16 protein-coding genes and 1 pseudogene are annotated in these 18,931 nt (G+C 60.3%); 5 read left to right on the top strand and 12 right to left on the bottom strand.

The window, feature by feature from the left end; all coding sequences use genetic code 11:
* The first annotated feature begins 14 nt into the window (after positions 1 to 14).
* Complete coding sequence (locus C5L10_RS34965; protein WP_371411978.1) at positions 15 to 101, top strand: DUF982 domain-containing protein; 87 nt, start codon at positions 15 to 17, stop codon at positions 99 to 101.
* Between the two features lie 287 nt (positions 102 to 388).
* Positions 389 to 1,797 (top strand): annotated as a pseudogene (locus tag C5L10_RS23945) (aspartate aminotransferase family protein).
* A 96-nt stretch (positions 1,798 to 1,893) separates the two neighbouring features.
* Here C5L10_RS23945 and C5L10_RS23940 read toward each other — a convergent pair.
* From C5L10_RS23940 to C5L10_RS23900, 9 genes are all read right to left on the bottom strand, one after another.
* Positions 1,894 to 3,624: an ABC transporter substrate-binding protein gene (locus C5L10_RS23940; RefSeq protein ID WP_046630621.1), complete on the bottom strand. Its 1,731-nt coding sequence runs from the start codon at positions 3,622 to 3,624 to the stop codon at positions 1,894 to 1,896.
* 75 nt (positions 3,625 to 3,699) lie between these two features.
* Entirely contained in the window at positions 3,700 to 3,981 is a 282-nt protein-coding gene (locus tag C5L10_RS23935) for a DUF2160 domain-containing protein (protein WP_046664796.1), read from the bottom strand.
* 18 nt (positions 3,982 to 3,999) lie between these two features.
* Entirely contained in the window at positions 4,000 to 4,827 is an 828-nt protein-coding gene (locus C5L10_RS23930) for a carbohydrate ABC transporter permease (protein ID WP_046630625.1), read from the bottom strand.
* Between the two features lie 16 nt (positions 4,828 to 4,843).
* Positions 4,844 to 5,710 carry a carbohydrate ABC transporter permease gene (locus C5L10_RS23925; RefSeq protein WP_046610946.1) on the bottom strand — a complete coding sequence of 289 codons (867 nt, stop codon included), beginning with the start codon at positions 5,708 to 5,710 and terminating at the stop codon, positions 4,844 to 4,846.
* Between the two features lie 3 nt (positions 5,711 to 5,713).
* Entirely contained in the window at positions 5,714 to 6,784 is a 1,071-nt protein-coding gene (locus C5L10_RS23920; protein ID WP_105431698.1) for an ABC transporter ATP-binding protein, read from the bottom strand.
* 11 nt (positions 6,785 to 6,795) lie between these two features.
* Complete coding sequence (locus tag C5L10_RS23915) at positions 6,796 to 7,866, bottom strand: ABC transporter ATP-binding protein (RefSeq protein ID WP_046630629.1); 1,071 nt, start codon at positions 7,864 to 7,866, stop codon at positions 6,796 to 6,798.
* Positions 7,867 to 7,906: 40 nt separating this feature from the next.
* Positions 7,907 to 9,421 (bottom strand): glycerol-3-phosphate dehydrogenase, encoded by a 1,515-nt coding sequence (gene glpD / locus C5L10_RS23910; RefSeq protein WP_105431697.1) that lies wholly within the window; start codon positions 9,419 to 9,421, stop codon positions 7,907 to 7,909.
* A 101-nt stretch (positions 9,422 to 9,522) separates the two neighbouring features.
* On the bottom strand, positions 9,523 to 10,305 hold the full coding sequence (locus C5L10_RS23905) for a DeoR/GlpR family DNA-binding transcription regulator (RefSeq protein WP_105431696.1): 783 nt from the start codon (positions 10,303 to 10,305) through the stop codon (positions 9,523 to 9,525).
* Between the two features lie 103 nt (positions 10,306 to 10,408).
* Positions 10,409 to 11,287: an aldo/keto reductase family oxidoreductase gene (locus C5L10_RS23900; RefSeq protein WP_105431695.1), complete on the bottom strand. Its 879-nt coding sequence runs from the start codon at positions 11,285 to 11,287 to the stop codon at positions 10,409 to 10,411.
* A gap of 95 nt (positions 11,288 to 11,382) precedes the next feature.
* On the opposite strand from C5L10_RS23900, the gene C5L10_RS23895 reads away from it, so the two are divergent.
* The 3 genes from C5L10_RS23895 (at position 11,383) to C5L10_RS23885 (ending at position 15,387) form a co-directional block, all read left to right on the top strand.
* Positions 11,383 to 12,288, top strand: a complete 906-nt coding sequence (locus C5L10_RS23895) for a LysR family transcriptional regulator (protein ID WP_105431694.1) — start codon at positions 11,383 to 11,385, stop codon at positions 12,286 to 12,288.
* Between the two features lie 134 nt (positions 12,289 to 12,422).
* Positions 12,423 to 12,998 (top strand): cysteine hydrolase family protein, encoded by a 576-nt coding sequence (locus tag C5L10_RS23890; RefSeq protein ID WP_105431693.1) that lies wholly within the window; start codon positions 12,423 to 12,425, stop codon positions 12,996 to 12,998.
* Between the two features lie 265 nt (positions 12,999 to 13,263).
* Complete coding sequence (locus C5L10_RS23885; protein ID WP_105431692.1) at positions 13,264 to 15,387, top strand: EAL domain-containing protein; 2,124 nt, start codon at positions 13,264 to 13,266, stop codon at positions 15,385 to 15,387.
* A gap of 24 nt (positions 15,388 to 15,411) precedes the next feature.
* Here C5L10_RS23885 and C5L10_RS23880 read toward each other — a convergent pair whose 3' ends face one another.
* The 3 genes from C5L10_RS23880 to C5L10_RS23870 form a co-directional block, all read right to left on the bottom strand.
* Positions 15,412 to 17,034 (bottom strand): PAS domain-containing sensor histidine kinase, encoded by a 1,623-nt coding sequence (locus C5L10_RS23880; protein WP_105431691.1) that lies wholly within the window; start codon positions 17,032 to 17,034, stop codon positions 15,412 to 15,414.
* A gap of 228 nt (positions 17,035 to 17,262) precedes the next feature.
* On the bottom strand, positions 17,263 to 17,883 hold the full coding sequence (locus tag C5L10_RS23875; protein ID WP_245448139.1) for a hypothetical protein: 621 nt from the start codon (positions 17,881 to 17,883) through the stop codon (positions 17,263 to 17,265).
* Positions 17,884 to 18,309: 426 nt separating this feature from the next.
* Positions 18,310 to 18,747 carry a hypothetical protein gene (locus C5L10_RS23870; protein WP_046630638.1) on the bottom strand — a complete coding sequence of 146 codons (438 nt, stop codon included), beginning with the start codon at positions 18,745 to 18,747 and terminating at the stop codon, positions 18,310 to 18,312.
* Between the last annotated feature and the right edge of the window lie 184 nt (positions 18,748 to 18,931).

The following is an 18,931-nucleotide window of genomic DNA, read 5'->3' as shown; positions in this document are numbered from 1 at the left end:
TCTTCCTCGACGTCATGAGTGGTGGCCGACCAGTGGCGGAAGCGCGGGCTGCGTTCCTGCGAGCTGCGGAGGAAGCCGACCTTGATATCAGTGGCAACTGAGGTAGAGGATAAACATGTCGGAGGGTACGAAGACCAATCGCTAGCAATTTTACCAGTTGCACCGCGCACCAAATGGCCTCGAGTGCCGTCATGACCAAAGATGAGATAGAAGCCTTCATGACACCCGCTCCATTGTTTCCCGCCACACGCCCCAGCTGCCTTTAGCCTGAAAGGGCATTTATCGCCCCATCAGTCGATGATGGGACTGCGAGGTTAGGGAAATTCCGCATCGTATGGTAGCTTGGCGCAGATAGCCGCCCAGTCGCGACGACACGGAGGTAGGGTCCATGGCTGAGGGCATAGACGCACTTTTCGCGCAGGCAGCGCACTTGGCCGCTGGCTTCCGTCAGGCCGCCCCTCAGCTCCACCGGCCACAACTGCAATACCAGGAATGCCTGGCGACGCTCGTCGAAGACCTCCAGGAGGAGACGCTTGCGATGGAGGACGTCCTTCAGCATCTCGTGGAAAAGGCCGAGCCGGGTCTCCATCGAATGACGGGGCCGAGTTTTTTCGGCTGGGTGATCGGCGGTTCGCATCCGATGGGCGTTGCGGCAGACTTCCTGACCAGTGCATGGGGACAGAATGCAGGTAATCACACTGCATCTCCTGCCGCCGCGTCTTTCGAGAAGGTGGCAGCCACCTGGCTCCTGGACGTTCTGGGTCTGCCTGCTCAATCTTCGGTGGGCTTCGTTACGGGAGCGACGGTGGCCAATTTCAGCTGCCTGGCCGCCGCGAGAGGCGAGGTGCTTCGCCGCGTTGGCTGGAATGTCGATGCAGACGGGCTATTCGGTGCACCGCCGATCACCGTCATCATGGGTGACGATGCCCACACGACGGTTTTTTCAGCCTTGCAGTTCCTGGGACTTGGGCATGATCGCGTTGTCCGGATAGCCACCGACATGCAGGGGCGTATCCTTGCCAGGCATTTCGAGGAAGCTGTCAACAAAGCAGATGGTCCGATGATCGCCATCCTTCAGGCCGGACAGCTCAACACGGGAGCTTTCGATCCGTTCGCGGAACTTATCCCGGTCGCGAGGAGCAGGGATGCCTGGGTACATGTGGACGGCGCATTTGGTCTATGGGCCAAGGCTTCGCCGTCGACACGGCATCTTTGCCCTGGAGTGGAGTTGGCGGATAGTTGGGCCACCGATGGCCATAAGTGGCTTCAGACGCCCTATGACAGCGGCTATGCGATTGTAAGGGACGAAGTCGCCCACCGGCGGGCATGACGATCGCTGCCAGCTACCTCCCCATCGCGGCGGAAGGGGAGCGGGACCCGTCGCACTACGTGCCGGAGCTTTCGAGGCGAGCACGCGGCTTCGCGACCTGGGCAATGATGAAGCACCTCGGCCGCAACGGCATCGCCAGTCTCGTCGAAGGTTGCTGTTCCTCGGCGCGGATCATTGCCGAACATCTGTCGCGCGAACCGGGGATCGAGATCCTGAACGACGTCGACCTCAATCAGGTGATCTGCCGCTTCGGCTCGGATCTCTCGACCGCCGATGCCGACGAGGTGACGAGAAGAACCATTGCGCGGTTGCAGCGCGAGGGAACGATCTTCGTGACCGGAGCCAAGTGGAGAGGGATCGAGGTCATGCGGATTTCCGTAAGCAACTACCGGACCGACGCCAACACGGCGATGCTGGCCGCGGAGACGGTGTCGGCTGCGTTCCGGAAGGAACGATTGGGCAGGTGAGCAGCTCAGGCAGTCTATCCAGGCTCGATCGGCGCCGGCGACAGAGACCTTACAGTCGGTGGCCGCCGGGCGCGTTGAGCGCCCGGCGAACCGGCTTTACTTCTTGGCGTCAGCCCAGCTCTTTACGAGTTCGTCGTAGTTGACGGTGACGGGCTTTTCCTTCTCGTTGGCGACCTTGAGCTGGGGAGCGAGGTTGCCCTTGGCGACCGCCTCCTTGTTCCAGTATGCGAGGTCGTGTTCCTCGGCGAGCTTCGGACCCATATCACCCTGGACCTTGGCGCGTTCCAGGCGCTGCAGGACCTTTTCCTGCTCGGCGCAAAGCGAGTCCATGGCGGCCTGAGCCGTCTTGGCGCCCGAGGACGCATCGCCGATCGCCTGCCACCAGAGCTGCGCGAGCTTCGGGTAGTCAGGCACGTTCGTGCCGGTCGGCGACCACTGGACGCGGGCCGGCGAACGATAGAACTCGATCAGGCCGCCGAGCTTCGGCGCGCGGTCCGTGAAGCTCTTGTGCCGGATGGTGCTCTCGCGGATCAAGGTCAGGCCGACATGGCTCTTCTTGACGTCCACCGTCTTCGAGGTGACGAACTGGGCATAGAGCCAGGCCGCCTTGGCGCGGTTGGTGGGCGTGGACTTCATCAGTGTCCAGGAGCCGACGTCCTGATAGCCGAGCTTCATGCCGTCCTTCCAGTAGACCCCGTGCGGAGACGGAGCGAAACGCCATTTCGGCGTGCCGTCCTGGTTCATGACAGGCAGGCCTGCCTTCACCATGTCGGCGGTGAAAGCCGTGTACATGAACATCTGCTGGGCGATTTCGCCCTGGGCCGGCACGGGTCCGGACTCCGAGAAGGTCATGCCCTGGGCGGCGGCCGGCGCATAGGCCTTCATCCAGTCGAGATATTTCTGGATGGAGTAGACGGCGGCCGGGCCGTTGGTATCGCCGCCGCGTGCGACGCAGGAGCCGACCGGCTGCGACTTCTCGTTGACCTTGATGCCCCATTCGTCGACAGGCAGGCCGTTCGGAAGGCCCTTGTCGCCGTTGCCGGCCATGGAGAGCCACGCGTCGGTGAAGCGCCAGCCGAGCGACGGGTCCTTCTTGCCGTAGTCCATGTGACCATAGACCTTCTTGCCGCCCACGTCGCGGCCGGTGAAGAACTCGGCAATATCCTCATAGGCCGACCAGTTGACCGGCACGCCGAGCTCGTAGCCATACTTGGCCTTGAAGTCGGCCTTGTTCTTGGCGTCGTTGAACCAGTCGTACCGGAACCAGTAGAGGTTGGCGAACTGCTGGTCCGGCAGCTGGTAGAGCTTCTTGTCCGGTGCCGTCGTGAACTTGAGGCCGATGAAATCCTCAAGATCGAGGCCGGGGTTGGTGACGTCCTTGCCTTCACCCGCCATCCAGTCGGTGAGCGAGCGGGCCTGCTGGTAACGCCAATGCGTGCCGATCAGGTCGGAATCGTTGACGTAACCGTCATAGATGTTCTCGCCGGATTGCATCTGGGTCTGCAGTTTTTCAACCACGTCGCCTTCGCCGATCAGGTCATGGGTGACCTTGATGCCGGTGATTGCGGTGAAGGCCGGAGCCAGCACCTTCGATTCGTATTCATGCGTGGTGATCGTTTCGGAGACGACCTTGATGTCCAGGCCGGCAAGCGGTTTTGCCGCATCGACGAACCATTGCATCTCCTTTTCCTGTTCGGCGCGGGAAAGCGTCGAGAGTTCGCCGACTTCCTTGTCGAGGAACTGCTTTGCCTCCTCGGTGCCGGCATAGGCGGAGCCGGTCAGAGCCAGCAGCACCGCTGCCGTCGTTGTCATAAGATGCCGTCGCATTTTATCCTCCCAGAGTTTTGCGATTGCAATTTCGTACCGAGTGGCGGTTCTCCCGCCACCTTTTCAGCTTGCCTTTCAGACGAAGCGGAAGACGCCGATCGCGTAGACCACTGCCAGGGCAAGAGCCCACCACAGGTTGGGACCGATAAGCCCCAACCATGCGAGATGAATGAATGCCGCTCCGAGCAGCGAGATGAAGAGCCGGTCTCCCCTCGTCGTTTCGAAGCGCAGGATGCCGACCCTCGGTGCACCGCCGGGCGCGAAATATTCCCAGACGCTCATGCCGATGAGCAGGGCGAGGATCGTCAGAAAGAACAGGGCCGTCGGCAGTGTCCAGGCCATCCATGAAAAGCTCATGCGTGGTTCCTCCTTGTGTCAGACCCGGCCGAGGGCAAAGCCCTTGGCGATGTAGTTTCGAACGAAATAGATGACGAGTGCGCCGGGAACGATGGTCAGCACGCCGGCGGCTGCCAGCACGCCCCAGTCCATGCCCGACGCCGAAACGGTGCGCGTCATGATGGCGGAAATGGGCTTGGCGGCCGTGGTCGTCAGCGTCCGGGCAAGCAGCAGTTCCACCCAGGAAAACATGAAGCAGAAGAAGGCCGCGACACCGATGCCGGAGGCGATCAGCGGCATGAAGATCTTCACGAAGAACCGCGGGAAGGAATAGCCGTCGATATAGGCGGTCTCGTCGATTTCCTTCGGTACGCCCGACATGAAGCCTTCCAGGATCCAGACGGCAAGCGGCACGTTGAACAGGCAATGGGCGAGGGCGACCGCGATATGCGTGTCGATGAGACCGAAGGCGGAATAGAGCTGGAAGAAGGGCAGGGCGAAGACGGCGGGCGGCGCCATGCGGTTGGTGAGCAGCCAGAAGAACAGATGTTTGTCGCCGAGGAACCGATAGCGCGAGAAGGCATAGGCAGCCGGCAATGCCGCCAGAACCGAGATCGTGGTGTTCAGCGCCACATAGATGATCGAATTGATATAGCCGTTGTACCAGGAAGGGTCCGTGAAGATGACCATGTAGTTCCTGAGCGTCGGGTTCTGCGGCCAGAGCGAGAAGGCTCCGGTAATCTCGGAATTCTCCTTGAAGCTCATGTTGACGAGCCAGTAGATCGGCAGCAGCAGGAAGATGATGTAGATCGTCGAGACCAGCCAGGAGAGATTGCCTGCAGGCTTGTATTTGATTGTCCTTGCCATGGTTTTCCTCCCTCCTTCAATTGTCTGCATCGCTGCTGGTCATCACGGTGTAGAATATCCATGACAGCAGCAGGATGATCAGGAAGTAGACGATCGACATGGCGGCGGCCGGACCGAGGTCGAACTGGCCGACCGCCGTCTTGACGAGATCGATCGACAGGAAGGTCGTCGAGTTGCCCGGACCGCCGCCGGTGACGACGAAAGGCTCCGTATAGATCATGAAACTATCCATGAAGCGCAGCAGGACGGCGATCAGCAGCACCCGCTTCATCTTCGGCAGCTGGATGTAGCGGAACACCGACCACCTTGATGCCCCATCGATCTTCGCCGCCTGATAATAGGCGTCGGGAATGGAGACGAGGCCGGCGTAGCACAGGAGCACGACGAGGCTCGTCCAGTGCCACACATCCATGACGACGACGGTGATCCAGGCGTCCAGAGGGTCGCGCACATAGTTGTAGTCGATGCCGAGCGCCGCCAGCGTGTGGCCGAGCAGGCCGATATCGACCCGCCCGAAGACCTGCCAGATCGTGCCGACGACATTCCACGGAATGAGAAGCGGAAGGGCCATCAGTACCAGGCAGACCGGCACGCCGATGCCCTTCTTCGGCATGTTCAGCGCGATGAAGATGCCGAGCGGAATCTCGATCGCAAGGATGATGAAGGAGAAAAGCAGATTGCGCTGCAGGGCTTCCCAGAAACGGGCCGAATGCAGGATATCGTCGAACCAGTCGGTGCCGGCCCAGAAGAAGGCGTTGTTGCCGAACGTATCCTGGACCGAATAGTTCACCACGGTCATCAGCGGAATGGCCGCCGAGAAGGCGACCAGCAGGAGCACGGGAAGCACCAGAAACCAGGCTTTGTTGTTCCACGTCTTTTCCATGGTTCAGGCCTCCCTGCCAACGCGCCACGAATTGGCATAGATATTCATCGCAACGGGATCGAAGGTGACGCGAGGCTCTGCCGGAACCTCCGCATCCTCGGAAACGACGATCGCAATCGATTGCCCCCCAAGGCTTGCGCGAACGATTCTGCGCCGACCGATGTCTTCGATGCGCGTCACCGTGACAGGCATGCCCTCCCGGCCGATGCGGATGAATTCCGGCCGGATGCCCAGTTCGATCCGGCCACCCGCATCGATCTTCGGCGCATAATCGAGGGCGATCGTCTCGGCTCCGAGCTTGATCGTGCTCCCATGGATCTCGGCGGGTATCACGTTCATGCCGGGGGAGCCGATGAAATAACCGACGAAGGTATGGCTGGGCCTCTCGAAGAGTTCGGCCGGCGTTCCGATCTGGACGATTTCTCCATCGTACATCACGACCACCTTGTCGGCGAAGGTGAGTGCCTCCGTCTGGTCATGGGTCACGTAGACCATGGTGAAGCCGAATTGCTTGTGGAAGCGCTTCAGCTGGGAGCGAAGCACCCATTTCATATGCGGATCGATGACCGTCAGGGGCTCATCGAAGAGGATCGCGTTGACGTCGTTGCGGACGAGACCTCTCCCGAGTGAAATCTTCTGCTTCTGATCGGCCGTGAGCCGCTGGGCCTTGCGGTTCGACCAGTCGGCGAGGTCGATGATCTCAAGCATCTCGCGGACGCGGCGATCGACATCCGGTTCCGCGATGCCTCTGTTGCGCAAGGGAAATGCCAGATTGTCGTAGACCGTCATCGTGTCGTAGATGACCGGAAACTGGAAAACCTGGGCAATGTTGCGTTCCTGCGTGGAAAGATTGGTGACGTCTTTTCCATCGAAGAGGATACGCCCGTGGGACGGCTGCAATAGGCCGGAAATGATGTTGAGCAACGTGGTCTTGCCGCAGCCGGAAGGGCCGAGCAGGGCATAGGCGCCGCCATCGGCCCATTCGTGGTCCACCTCACGCAGCGCATAGGCGGCGTCGGATTTCGGGTTGGGACCGTAGGCGTGGCGGATGTGATCGAGCGTGATGCGTGCCATGTTCGCCGTCCTCAAGCCGCCGCCGCGATGGCGCGGCCGTCTGTTCCAAAAGCCATCAGATGGCGGGTATCCAGGAAAAGCTCGATTTCGGTATCCGGATCGATGTCGTGGATGCCGGGTGCCAGCATGACCCAGCGCACGCCGTTGTAGTGCATATGCACGAAGCTTTCGGAGCCCGTGATTTCCGAAATCTGCGTCTGGGCCTTCACCCTCGCAGCATTGCCGGTCTGTGCCGCGAGCCCCAGGTGATGGGGGTGGAAGGCAATGGTCACCGGACCGTCCGGCACGCCGGACAGATGCGGCGGCACCGCGAGACTGTCTGCTTGCTGGTATCGGAACGAGCCGCCGGACTTGACCACATCGATGAAGTTGAGTGGGGGATCGGCAAACGTCTTGGCGGTCACCAGGTCCGCCGGACGACGGTAGACCTCGATCGTCGGCCCGAATTGTGTGATCCGTCCTTCCGAGAGCGTTGCCGTATTGCCGCCGAGCAACAAGGCTTCGGAGGGTTCGGTCGTCGCATAAACGAAGATGGCGCCGGATTGCGCGAAGATCTTCGGCAATTCCTCACGCAGTTCCTCGCGAAGCTTGTAGTCGAGATTGGCGAGCGGCTCGTCCATCAGCACCAGGCTCGCATTCTTGACGAGTGCGCGGGCGAGCGCCGTACGCTGCTGCTGCCCGCCGGAAAGGTTGAGAGGCGTCCGATCGAGATAGGGGGTCAATCTCAGCAAGTCCGCAGCACGGCGGACTTCCCGGTCGATGGTCTTCGCATCCTTGCCTGCAATCCGCATCGGCGAAGCGATGTTTTCGTAGACGGTCAGGGCCGGATAGTTGATGAACTGCTGGTAGACCATCGCGACGTTGCGTTTTTGCACCGCGACGCCGGTGACATCGGCGCCGTCGAAATGCACGGAGCCGCTGGTGGGACGGTCAAGTCCAGCCATCAGTCGCATGATCGACGTCTTGCCCGAGAGCGTCGGGCCGAGCAATACGTTCAGCGAGCCGCGATCGAATGCAAGATTGGTCGGATGAATATGATACTCACCCCCCACCATCTTGGCGACGTTGCGCATTTCCAGCATTCGAGTTCCCGTGCCTCCTCACATCGGGAACACATGTCGCTTATCCGGCCATTTTTGCCGGTATAGCGGCCATGTACTCCTCCAGATATTGTCTTTCCGTCTCACTCAACCGTAGACCGTCCTTGGTTCTCCGCCACAACACGTCCTCCGCGCTTATGGCCCATTCACGGTCGACAAGATATTTCACTTCAGCCTCGTAAAGATCGCCGCCGAAATGGTGGCCAAGGTCCTGCATCCTGGCGGCGCCGTCGAGGATCGTCGCTGCGCAGGTTCCGTACCGGCGCACCAGACGCCGCGCATGCCTTTCCTCCAGAAACGGATAGCGGGCTTTCAGCTTTACCACTTCTTCCTCGTAACCCTGAGCGGGAAAATCGCCGCCGGGCAGATGGCTTTTCGCGGTCCAGGAATGCCCTTTTGTTCCGATCGCTTCGGCGATCTTCTCCAGCGCGTGTTCCGAAAGACGGCGATAGGTAGTCAGCTTGCCGCCGAAGACGTTGAGCAGCGGTGCGCCCTGAGTGACGTCGACCTTCAGCACATAATCGCGCGTTGCTTCCTGCGCCTTTGAAGCGCCGTCGTCAAAAAGCGGGCGAACTGCCGAATAGGTCCAGACGATGTCGGCCGGTCGCACCGGTTCCTGAAAATACTCACTCGCTGCATTGCAGAGATAGGTCGTCTCCTCGTCGGAGATTTTCACATCCTTCGGATTGCCGGAATAGTCCCGGTCGGTCGTGCCGATAAGCGTGAAGTCGTTCTCGTAAGGAATTGCGAAAATGATGCGATTGTCCCGGTTCTGAAAGAAATAGGCGCGGGATCCCTCGAATTTCCTCTTTACGACGATATGGCTGCCCTGGACGAGGCGCACATGGCGGGCGTCATTGTTGCCGAACGCCTCGCGGATCACCTGGTCCACCCAGGGGCCGGCGGCATTCACCAGCATCCGGGCCTGATAGGTCTCGGTCCTGCCGGTGCTGGCGCCGACGGTCTCGATCGTCCAGAGGCCGCCTTCCCGGCGGGCGGCAACAACCCGGGTACGTGGCAGGATCAAGGCGCCGCGATCGGCGGCATCCCGAGCGTTCAGCACGACCATCCGCGCGTCGTCGACCCAGCCGTCGGAATATTCGAATGCCTTGGTAAAAAGCGGCTTCAGAGGCTTTCCTGCCGGGTCGGTGCGCATATCGAGCACCGCGGTCGGCGGGAGCAGTTTTCGGCCGCCGAGATGATCGTAGAGAAACAGGCCGAGGCGGATCAGCCATGCGGGGCGAACGCCTCCCTTGTGGTAGGGCAAGACGAAACGCATCGGCCAGATGATGTGCGGCGCCATGGCCCAGAGGGTTTCGCGCTCCATCAGCGATTCCCGCACGAGCCTGAATTCGTAATGTTCGAGATAGCGCAGGCCGCCGTGGATGAGCTTGGTGGCACCGGAGGAGGTGCCCGAGGCAAAATCCTCCATCTCCGCCAGTGCGACCGAATAACCCCGTCCTGCGGCATCGCGCGCGATGCCGCAGCCGTTGATGCCGCCGCCGATCACGAAGATATCGTGGATTTTTTGACCCATCATTTCCCTCGCTGATCCGAAACGGCAGCAAGCCACTAGGTATTGTGAACTTAAAATGGATTAAATCGAAAATATTCCGAATGTCAAACGAAACTGGAAGGCTAATGAATTTCCGCGTTCGTCTCGGAAGTCTCCACCAGCGCGACGCCGTTCTGTAGACAGATTTCCCGGATCGAAGGAGATGCGCAGTGGTCGGTGATAAAGGTCTGGACCTGGGAGATCTGGCCTATACGTACGGGGGCGGTGCGCTCGAATTTCGTCGAGTCAGCAACCAGGATCACGTGCCTGGCATTGGCGATGATCGCCTGAGCAACTTTCACTTCGCGAAAGTCATAATCGAGAAGAGCCCCATCCGGGTCGATCGCCGAAACGCCGATGATTGCGTAATCGACCTTGAACTGGCGGATGAAATCGACCGCGGCTTCACCCACGATGCCACCGTCCGATTGACGAACGACGCCACCGGCAATAACCACCTCGATTTCGTCGAGAAGTCGTAACCGATTGGCAACGTTTATATTATTGGTAATCACCATGAGCTCCCGGTGATTGACCAGCGCCTCGCTGACGGCTTCGGTGGTGGTGCCGATGTTGATGAGAAGCGAGGCGTTGTCCGGAATGAGGTTGGCGGCAGCGACCCCGATCGCCTGTTTTTCCGCGGCGGCGATCTGCCTGCGCGCATCATACCGGACATTCTCGTTGCTGCGGGGAAGAGTGGCGCCGCCATGGATCCGCGTGAGAATTTGCTTGTCGCACAGATCATTCAGGTCTTTGCGGATCGTTTGAGAGGTTACCGAGAACGTCGTCGCCAGGTCGTCGACGAGCACTCGCCCCGCCGACTTCGCAAGTTCGACAATTTTCGTCTGGCGGTCCGTGATGAACACTTCACCCCTCCGTTCGCTTTTCTTTCACTTTTAGCGAAAGCGCGCGTAAAGGCAAATGCCGTGCGTCGATTTTTCGACGCACGGTGGGAGCATCCCGGAGTGCTCAGGCGGAGCGGATGCCGGCGACACCCTCCAGCTCGGCTATCACGGTGTCCGACAGCTGCAGTTCCGCTGCGGCGAGGTTTTCACGCAGGTGGCCCACCGACGAGGTTCCCGGAATGAGGAGAACGTTCGGCGCGCGGCGCAGCAGCCAGGCAAGCGCGACCTGCATCGGCGTGGCGTCCAGGCGCTGGGCAACCTCCGACAAGGTCGACGACTGCAGCGGACTGAAGCCGCCGAGCGGGAAGAACGGCACATAGGCGATGCCATCGCGGGCGAGATCGTCGATCATGGCATCGTCTTGCCGGTGAGCAAGATTGTACTGGTTCTGTACGCAGACGATCTTGGCGATGCCTTGACCCTCGGCAATCTGTGCCGGCGTGACGTTGCTGAGCCCGATGTGGCGGACCAGGCCCTGTCGCTGCAGCTCCGCCAGAACCGTCAGGGGCTCTTCGATCGAGCCTTCGGCCGGGCCGTGGACATCGAACATGATGCGCAGATTGACGACGTCCATGGCGTCGAGACCAAGATTGCGAAGGTTGTCGTGGACGGCCTGTGTCAGCTGCTCGGCGGAGAACGCCGGATTCCATGAACCGTCGGTCCCGCGCATGGCGCCGATCTTGGTCACGATCATCAGATCGTCCGGGTACGGATGAAGCGCTTCAAGGATGATCTGGTTGGTCACGTGCGGGCCGTAGAAATCGCTGGTGTCGATGTGATTGACACCAGCCTCGACCGCCTCGCGCAGCACCGCGATTGCCGCATCGCGGTCCTTCGGCGGACCGAAGACACCCTTGCCCGCAAGCTGCATGGCGCCGTAACCGAGCCGTTTGACGTTGCGGTCGCCGAGGATAAATGTACCGGCCTGGTCTATGTTCGACATGGGATATCTCCTTTTCAAGATGACGTGGATATAGAACTTGAGAGGCCGCACGAAAATCGGGTACAGTCGGCACGGGCTGTGCGGAATCTCGAACAATGAAGATCGATCTGGGTGATCTGAATGCCTTTGTGGCAGTGGCGCGCGCCGGCGGGTTCCGCGAGGGGGCTCGGACAACAGGCGGCAGCGCATCAGGATTGAGCGAGGCGGTACGGCGTGTTGAGGCGCAACTCGGGGTCAGGCTTCTCAATCGCACGACGCGCAGCGTGGTGCCGACGGAAGCAGGCGCCGGTCTATTGGCTCGGTTGACCCCGGCACTCACCGAGGTCGACGCGGCACTCGACGTGGTCAACAGGTTTCGCGACAAACCTGCGGGTATTCTCCGCCTCAATGTACCGGTCAGCGCCGCGCGGCTGGTGCTCCCGGCGATCATCCCGCGGTTCCTCGCAGCCTATCCCGACATACGGCTCGAAATCGTCGCCGATGACAGCTTCGTCGACGTGCTGGCTGCGGGATGCGACGCCGGCATCCGTTATGACGAGCGGTTGGAGCAGGACATGATCGCGGTTCCGATCGGTCCGCGCGTGCAGCGTTTCGCGGCCGCGGCATCCCCCGCATACCTCGATCGCCATGGCCGTCCCGATCATCCGCGCGACCTGCTTGGTCACGCCTGCATTCGCGGGCGTTTCACAAGCGGCGCGATGATGCTCTGGGAATTCGAACGGGACGGCGAGGTGGTGCGGATCGATCCGACCGGACCGCTGATCGTACAGATAGGTGCAGCAACCGATCTTGCCGTCGAAGCAGCGATTGCCGGCACCGGCATCATGTTGCTGTTCGAGGACTGGTTGCGGCCCCATCTCGACAATGGGTCCCTCGAACCTGTGCTCGAGCCGTGGTGGCCGCAATTTTCCGGTCCATTTCTCTATTATCCCGGCCGGCGGCTCGTACCGGCGCCGCTGCGGGCATTCATCGATTTCGTCAAGGCGTCTAATCAATTGTGAGAGCGCCGCCGCCCTTGTGTTCGACCGAGGGGCGTCCTCCGTGGCGGATGTCCGTTACTTGCATCCCGCCTTCTGCCGGTCCCGGCTGGAACCACGTTCCCGATGGGGCGTTCAGCAGGATCGCGGAGCAGGACATGGCTGGCAACTGGATTCATCTTTGCATCGACATGCAGCGGATTTTCGCTGAAGACACTCCCTGGCACGTCCCCTGGATGCGCCAGGTATCGCCGTCGATCGAGGAGCTTTCCGGCCGCCACCCGGAGAAGACGATCTTTACGAGGTTCCTCACGCCGTCGCGGCCCGAAGCGATGGAGGGGATGTGGCGGGTGTATTATGAAAAGTGGCGGATGATGACGCGCGAGCATCTCGATCCGGGCCTCGTCGACCTGATCCCGTCCTTGAAAGCGCTTGTCCCTCCTGCACGCATCTTCGACAAGATGACGTATTCTCCCTGGGTGAGCGGAGGGCTGCATGGAATGCTCTTGAAGGAGGGTATCGAAACCGTGGTCCTGACCGGCGGTGAGACCGACGTTTGCGTCCTCTCCACAGCGCTTGGCGCCATCGATCTCGGATACCATGTGATCGTGCTGAGGGATGCCGTCTGCAGCGGAGCCGATGACACGCATGACGCGTCGCTCGAACTCCTGGGAGACCGCTTCTCGGTTCAGCTCCACCTCGCGACTACCGAAGAATTCCTGCGAGGACTCTAGAAAGCCCGCCCGCTCGGCGGAAGTATCGGCCCGTCCGATTTCCGAGCTAAAAGCCCCGTTTAATGCTGCAAAATAAAGCACTCTGCACGGCCCTGCTCCATTTTGCTGCTCCCGGCTTCGAGGTCTCTGTCGACATATTAAGGAGTCGTTGACTACGTGTTTTAGTGATTTTTAATATTCGCATATGCTAGTGGATGCGAGCAGCGCAACGCGGACATGACGTCTTCTGCAGCCTTGGGGCAAAACAATAACGCTGGGATCTGTCATGTTCGCACGCCGACTGAAGGAGAGCCGTGAAGGCTACTCCGTTTTCATCGCCACCTCGCTGCTCCTTCTTGTTGCCATGATCCTGGGTGGAATAGGTGCTCATGTGGTCGGCCGCATGCGCAGTTCCGCGAATGCGCTGGACGACAACAGAGCCACTCTGGCGGCAGAGGCGGCGGTCTCGTCGTTCAAGGAGAAACTCGCCGCGACCGTGCGCGACAATGCCGTCTGGGATGAGGCCCACGCGGCGATTACGCAAGGGGACCGCGAGGGTTGGGTCTATGAGAATTGGGGCAAGACCAGCGAGGACTACGCGCTCTATGACGGGATCGTGCTGACCGCCCCGGAAGGCGGCAAGAGCATCGCCTATCTCAAATCCGATATGATAGACCCGGTCGAATATCTCGGTGAGAAATTTCCCGTACAAACGGAAGCCGCCGCTCGGCCTGGCATCGATCCCATCGTCAATTTTTTCAAAAACGGCGATGACATCATTGCGGTGGCGTCGGAGGCGGTCCAGCCGTTTGGGTCACAGGCGCAGGATCCGACCTACTATGTCCTCAGCTTCTTCAAGACCCTGACGTCTGATGTCGTGGCCCAGATGGCCAAGGAACATCAACTCCCGCAACTCCACATAACCGACCGTCCGGCGGGCGATCTTCTGAATTCGCCGCTCATGGATGTGTATGGACTTGAAGTCGCGCGTTTGGCTTGGCCAAGTGCCGCTCCGGGAAACACTATTTTTGACGAGGCGCGTCCATTTATCGCCGCGGCGGTCGCAATCCTTGGCATCTATCTGGTTGGTGTCCTGTTTGCAGGCTTGTCAGAAACGCGGCGGCTGAAGAGCCTGGCGGATCGCGCCCAGCATGAAGCCACGCACGACAGTCTCAGCGGTCTCTTGAACAGGCTCGGCCTGATCGAAGGACTGGACCGGTTGATGCAGGCCGACAAGAGCCAGGTGCTGGTTTTGCACCTTATCGATCTCGACGGGTTCAAGGCAGTCAACGATGCCTGGGGGCATGCGATTGGGGATCAGCTGATCAGGCTGGTGGCGGAAGCCCTGCGCGAGATCCATGGAGACGTATTCGGTGTCGCCCGGTTGGGCGGTGATGAATTCGCTCTGGTTCAGCGCGGCTCCGCGGACCTCGCCGAATTTGACAATCAGGTTCTCGAACGTCTCAAAAGGCCGTTTCTCATCGAAGGCCGCACGATCGAAATTGGCGCAAGCATCGGCGTTGCCTGCCGTGACGACGCAGGAAATGCGCACGAGCTTCTCCGTCGGGCGGATATGGCCCTTTATGAAGCGAAGGAAATGGGCCGGGGATGCGCCGTCACCTATCATCCGGATCTTGACCGCCGGCGCGAGAAGATTGCGGCCTTGGAAAGCGACCTTCGGCGCGCCCTCCAGAATGACGAGATCCAGCCGGTCTTCCAGCCTCTGGCTTCGGCGGTCTCGGGCGACATCATGGGCGTGGAGGCACTGGCAAGGTGGAGACGCGCCGAAGAAGCAATCGGCCCGGATGCCTTCATACCTCTGGCCGAGAAATGTGGATTGATCGATATCCTGGGCCTTCAGATGCTTCGGAAGTCCATCGTGGCGTCCCGGGCATGGTCTCCGCTCTCTTTGTCGGTCAATGTTTCTCCGATCCAGCTATGCAACCCCAATTTCGCCGGGGATGTGCTCGCTGTCCTGAAAGAGGACGGTTTTGATCCTTCGCGACTGACACTGGAGATCACCGAAGCGGTGCTGATGTCCAACCCTGAACAGGCGAGACGCTCCATCACCGCCCTGAAATTGGCAGGCATCCGTTTCGCTCTTGATGATTTTGGCGCCGGATATGCCAGTATCGGCACGCTTCGTGAATTCGGCTTCGACCGGATGAAGATCGATCGCTCCCTGGTTCAAGCCATAGATGATGGCAGCACCGGCCGGAACGTCCTGACGGCCACGATCTCCTTGGCTCAGGCCCTCGGGATCCCAGTCACGGCCGAAGGCATTGAATCCGCCGATCAAGCGGACGTCCTGCGAATTGCCGGTTGCGATCAGCTGCAAGGCTTTCTGGTGGGCAGACCCATGGGGCGGGATGAGCTTGCGTCCTGGCTGGCTTCATCGATCGCCGCGTGAGGTTCTTCTTGTGACAGCGCCGGCCTAAGCCGAATGCTGTTGTCTGACCTCGTCGAACGGCAGCTCCACGGTGAAGGTCGTGCCCCGGCCCAGAAGGCTCTGGACCGTGATCGAGCCTCCATGCAACTCCACAATTTCCTTGACGATATTGAGACCGATCCCCGTTCCCGCGATGCCGGTGGCGCTGCGGGCGCGAAAGTAGGGCTCGAACAGCTTCGGCAGGTCGTCCGCATCCATGCCGATGCCGGAATCGCTGACGCTGACCAGAACTCGCCGACCGTCCCTCCATCCGCTGACACGGATTTTGGAACCGGCGGGCGAATATTTCACTGCGTTTGACAACAGATTGGAAAAGACCCGCTCTATTGCGGCCCCGTCGATCATCTGCAGGGCTGGAAGCGCTTCGAGGTCATGGTCGATCGTGTGGCTCTTGCTGATCTCCGCCCGGTTTGCGATGCAATGGCGCAGAATCGCACTGAGCGAACCGGCTTCCTTGTTGATCGCAATGGTCCCTGTCTCCAGCCGCCCGGCGGCGAGGATGCTTTCCATCAGCTCGACCATGCGGGCGACGGCGCCCTTGATCTGCAGAGCTTTGCCCTCCAGGAACTGGGGAGTCGCAGCCGCCTTCGTGCGCGTGAGCCGCTGAGCCGCTCCGTCGATCACGGCCAGAGGCGTCCTGAACTCGTGCGAGATCATCCCGACGAAGCGGCGCTGCTGCGCATTGATGCCCCGTTCATGCTGGAGAAGGCGATCCAGCTCGACGTTCTTCTCTTGCACTTCCGCGGTCCTCGCCAGAACGATCTTTTCGAGTTCGTCCCGATGCTGGCGCAGTCTGCGCTCGCTGGACTGGAGGGCTTTAAGGGCAAGCTGGCGGTCGTGCACGTCCTCGAGGAGGCCATACCAGCGGAGGACCCTGCCGTCGCCGTCGAGCCGGGCAGCCGCACGGTTCCGATACCACCGATACCGCCCTTTCGCTGTCCCGATCCTGTAGATCATGTCGAAAGGCGCGCCGGTGTTGACTGCGGACTCCCATTTGGCAATCACTTCAGGCAGGTCAGCGGGGTGCAGGGTCTTCTCCCACCCCCGGCCGAGCGCTTCGCCGACCTCCCGTCCGGAAGCGTTCTGCCACCCTGGACCGACTTCGATGACATTCCCCTGCGCGTCGGCTAGCCACGGCGTCTGGGGATGCAGTTCGATGAGAGAGCGATAGTGCTCCTCGCTTGCCCGCAGGACATCCTCGGCGTGACGGAGCTTGGTGATGTCGGAAATGACGATGATCAGGATAGGACTTTTCCCCGCAGGTCCTGGCAGGAACGACCGCCGCTTGTGCGTGAGAAGCGTCCGGATCGAACCATCCGGCCCCGTGACCTCCTCCTCGAAAAGCCGTTCCTCGCCGGTGGCCAGCACCCCCGCGTCCATCTTCTGGATTCGATCGGCTTCGTCGACAGGCAGGAAACCGCGGTCTGTACGGCCAAGCACCTCATCGAGGCTGACGCCGAACATCTCGCACGCCTTGCTGTTGAGGAACAGGAAGCGCGACTCTTCGTCCTTGATGATTGTCGGTCTTGGCGCGCCCTCGAACAGGTCTTCCAAAAGTTCGCGGTGAGGTGTTTGCAGATCAGGTCCGATGGCGGAGCAGTGGTTCATTGGCAGGCGTCCAGTGTGCTCGCGCAAATTGATCGATGCCTAATGTACATTCAGAGCGTTACCGAATGCTGAAACCGGACGGTGCTGCCTTACGGGGCAAGGCGCTTCTATCAGCAGGCCGGCGAGGGCCGTTTCTTCTGCCCGCCTGACGGAAATTTCGTGGCCGCTTCATGGTATGCGGCCACTTTTCAAGGCATGCCCGGTGACTGCTGCGGACATGCCGGGCTATTACTCCTCGACCCAATAGGAGGTCGTATTCTCGATGACCTTCTTGATTTTGCGATTGTCTCGCCACTCTCGTCCGGTGTCACGGATGACCGGTGTCTGCTGGGGAGAGAAAATGTAGTTCTTGTGCGGCGCCGCCAACCGTTCCAGCTCTGCGTTGACGCCCGAATAGAATTGTTTTTCCGGATCCCGAGAAGGGTCCATCAGGCTTGAAGCCTGCCGGGCGAACGAGCCCCGAAGAATGGAGGGGGAGGTAGTGAATTTCGGAAAAGTCTTGAACAGCGGGATTTTTATGCCGAGGAACCGCGCATATTCGTTCCTCTCATGAAGATGGCCATCCTTGGCGATATTCCAGTTCTGGTCGGCCGTGTGAAAGGATACCTGCATCACGCCTGGATCTGAAAACGGGCCGAAAATCTCCTCGCCGAGGTCGGTCAGTGCGACCCAGTCATCCTCGAGGTGGAACACATAGTCGGAACGCGTATTGGTCCAGAGACGCTGGACCGCGGCGCCAAAACCCGGCTCGCTTGGTCTGAAGAAGGAAGCTGACGGCAGATAGTTGCCGACCACGCGCAGGCACTCGGCTTCATCCTCTTCCGTGCCGAAGATCGGATCTATGTTCACGAGGATGTTCGAGAAGGAAAAATGAGCGAAGCAGCGCTTTGAGAAACTTTCCAATGTCTGCTCGAGCAGGCCCGGCCTTCTGCCGGCAACTATACACAAATCCATACTAAAATTCGCCACGCGGCATATCTCCGGAAAACCCGGAACTCCGTATAGAGTTTCTTTCGTCCAGATACCATAGTGCCCGCAAGGTCACCACCGGCGTCGAGACATGCTGTCCCGCGACCGTGCATAAAGACGCTTGATCGGAGCCATCCGAAATCGACGGCGCGTGCACTCTGCCGAAGGAGGTGCTTGGCCCCGCCTCGACCTTCAGGACACGGCTCAGTTCACGGCCGCCTCCCGCAATGGCAAGCGGCAACGCCGAGACATCGGGCAACTGCTCCGGCAGGGACACGCCGATTGCGTTCCACAAGCCGATACGGGCTACCTTCTGAAGAAGGAAGCCAGATACGCAAGGGTGCCACTGGATCTGCGGGTGGCTATCGAACGCACCTGATGGGCGACTGTACTTGCGCTCACGTGGGCTCCGAAGTGGCAGAAGCAGACCAGTTTATGGAGCTGTCTGTCGGACAATTCAAAAAACCGCCTGGCTTCCCCATAGGTGTCGTCGCGCATCCCCGCTGCGCGCAGGACCGGATCGCCGAAGGCAACGGCAATCGCCGTCCCGTCGCCGCGCATTGCAGCCCTTATTTCATCCGGCTGGTATTCGGTTTCCCGAAATGTCGAAAGGGATCGGTCGGGGTTGAGCTCCAGAATCTCGGCCCACCGCTCGAGCCGCTCGCTGCTGGACATCTGGAAGTCGGGATAGCTGCGGTTTATCCTGGCGATAGTCCTCAGCTGGTCGACTGCACGTTGCTCCATTACGGCCTCCTATTTGAACAAAATAGATGCCCGTCGCCCAATCCGTAATTTGATCCAGACCGCTTTTGATGTCCAATCACGATTGACCCCCGCCACGAGGTCCGGCCTTTCCTTCAATCAAAATTGATAAGCACTGGGGTGACGCCGGCAGCGTATTGCCTGGCCCTGGGGCCGCCGGATCGGC

The sequence above is a fragment of the Neorhizobium sp. T6_25 genome (assembly GCF_002968555.1).
Taxonomy (GTDB): Bacteria; Pseudomonadota; Alphaproteobacteria; order Rhizobiales; family Rhizobiaceae; genus Neorhizobium.
Note: the sequence above shows the minus strand (reverse complement) of the source record. Positions and strands in the feature narration are given on the sequence as shown.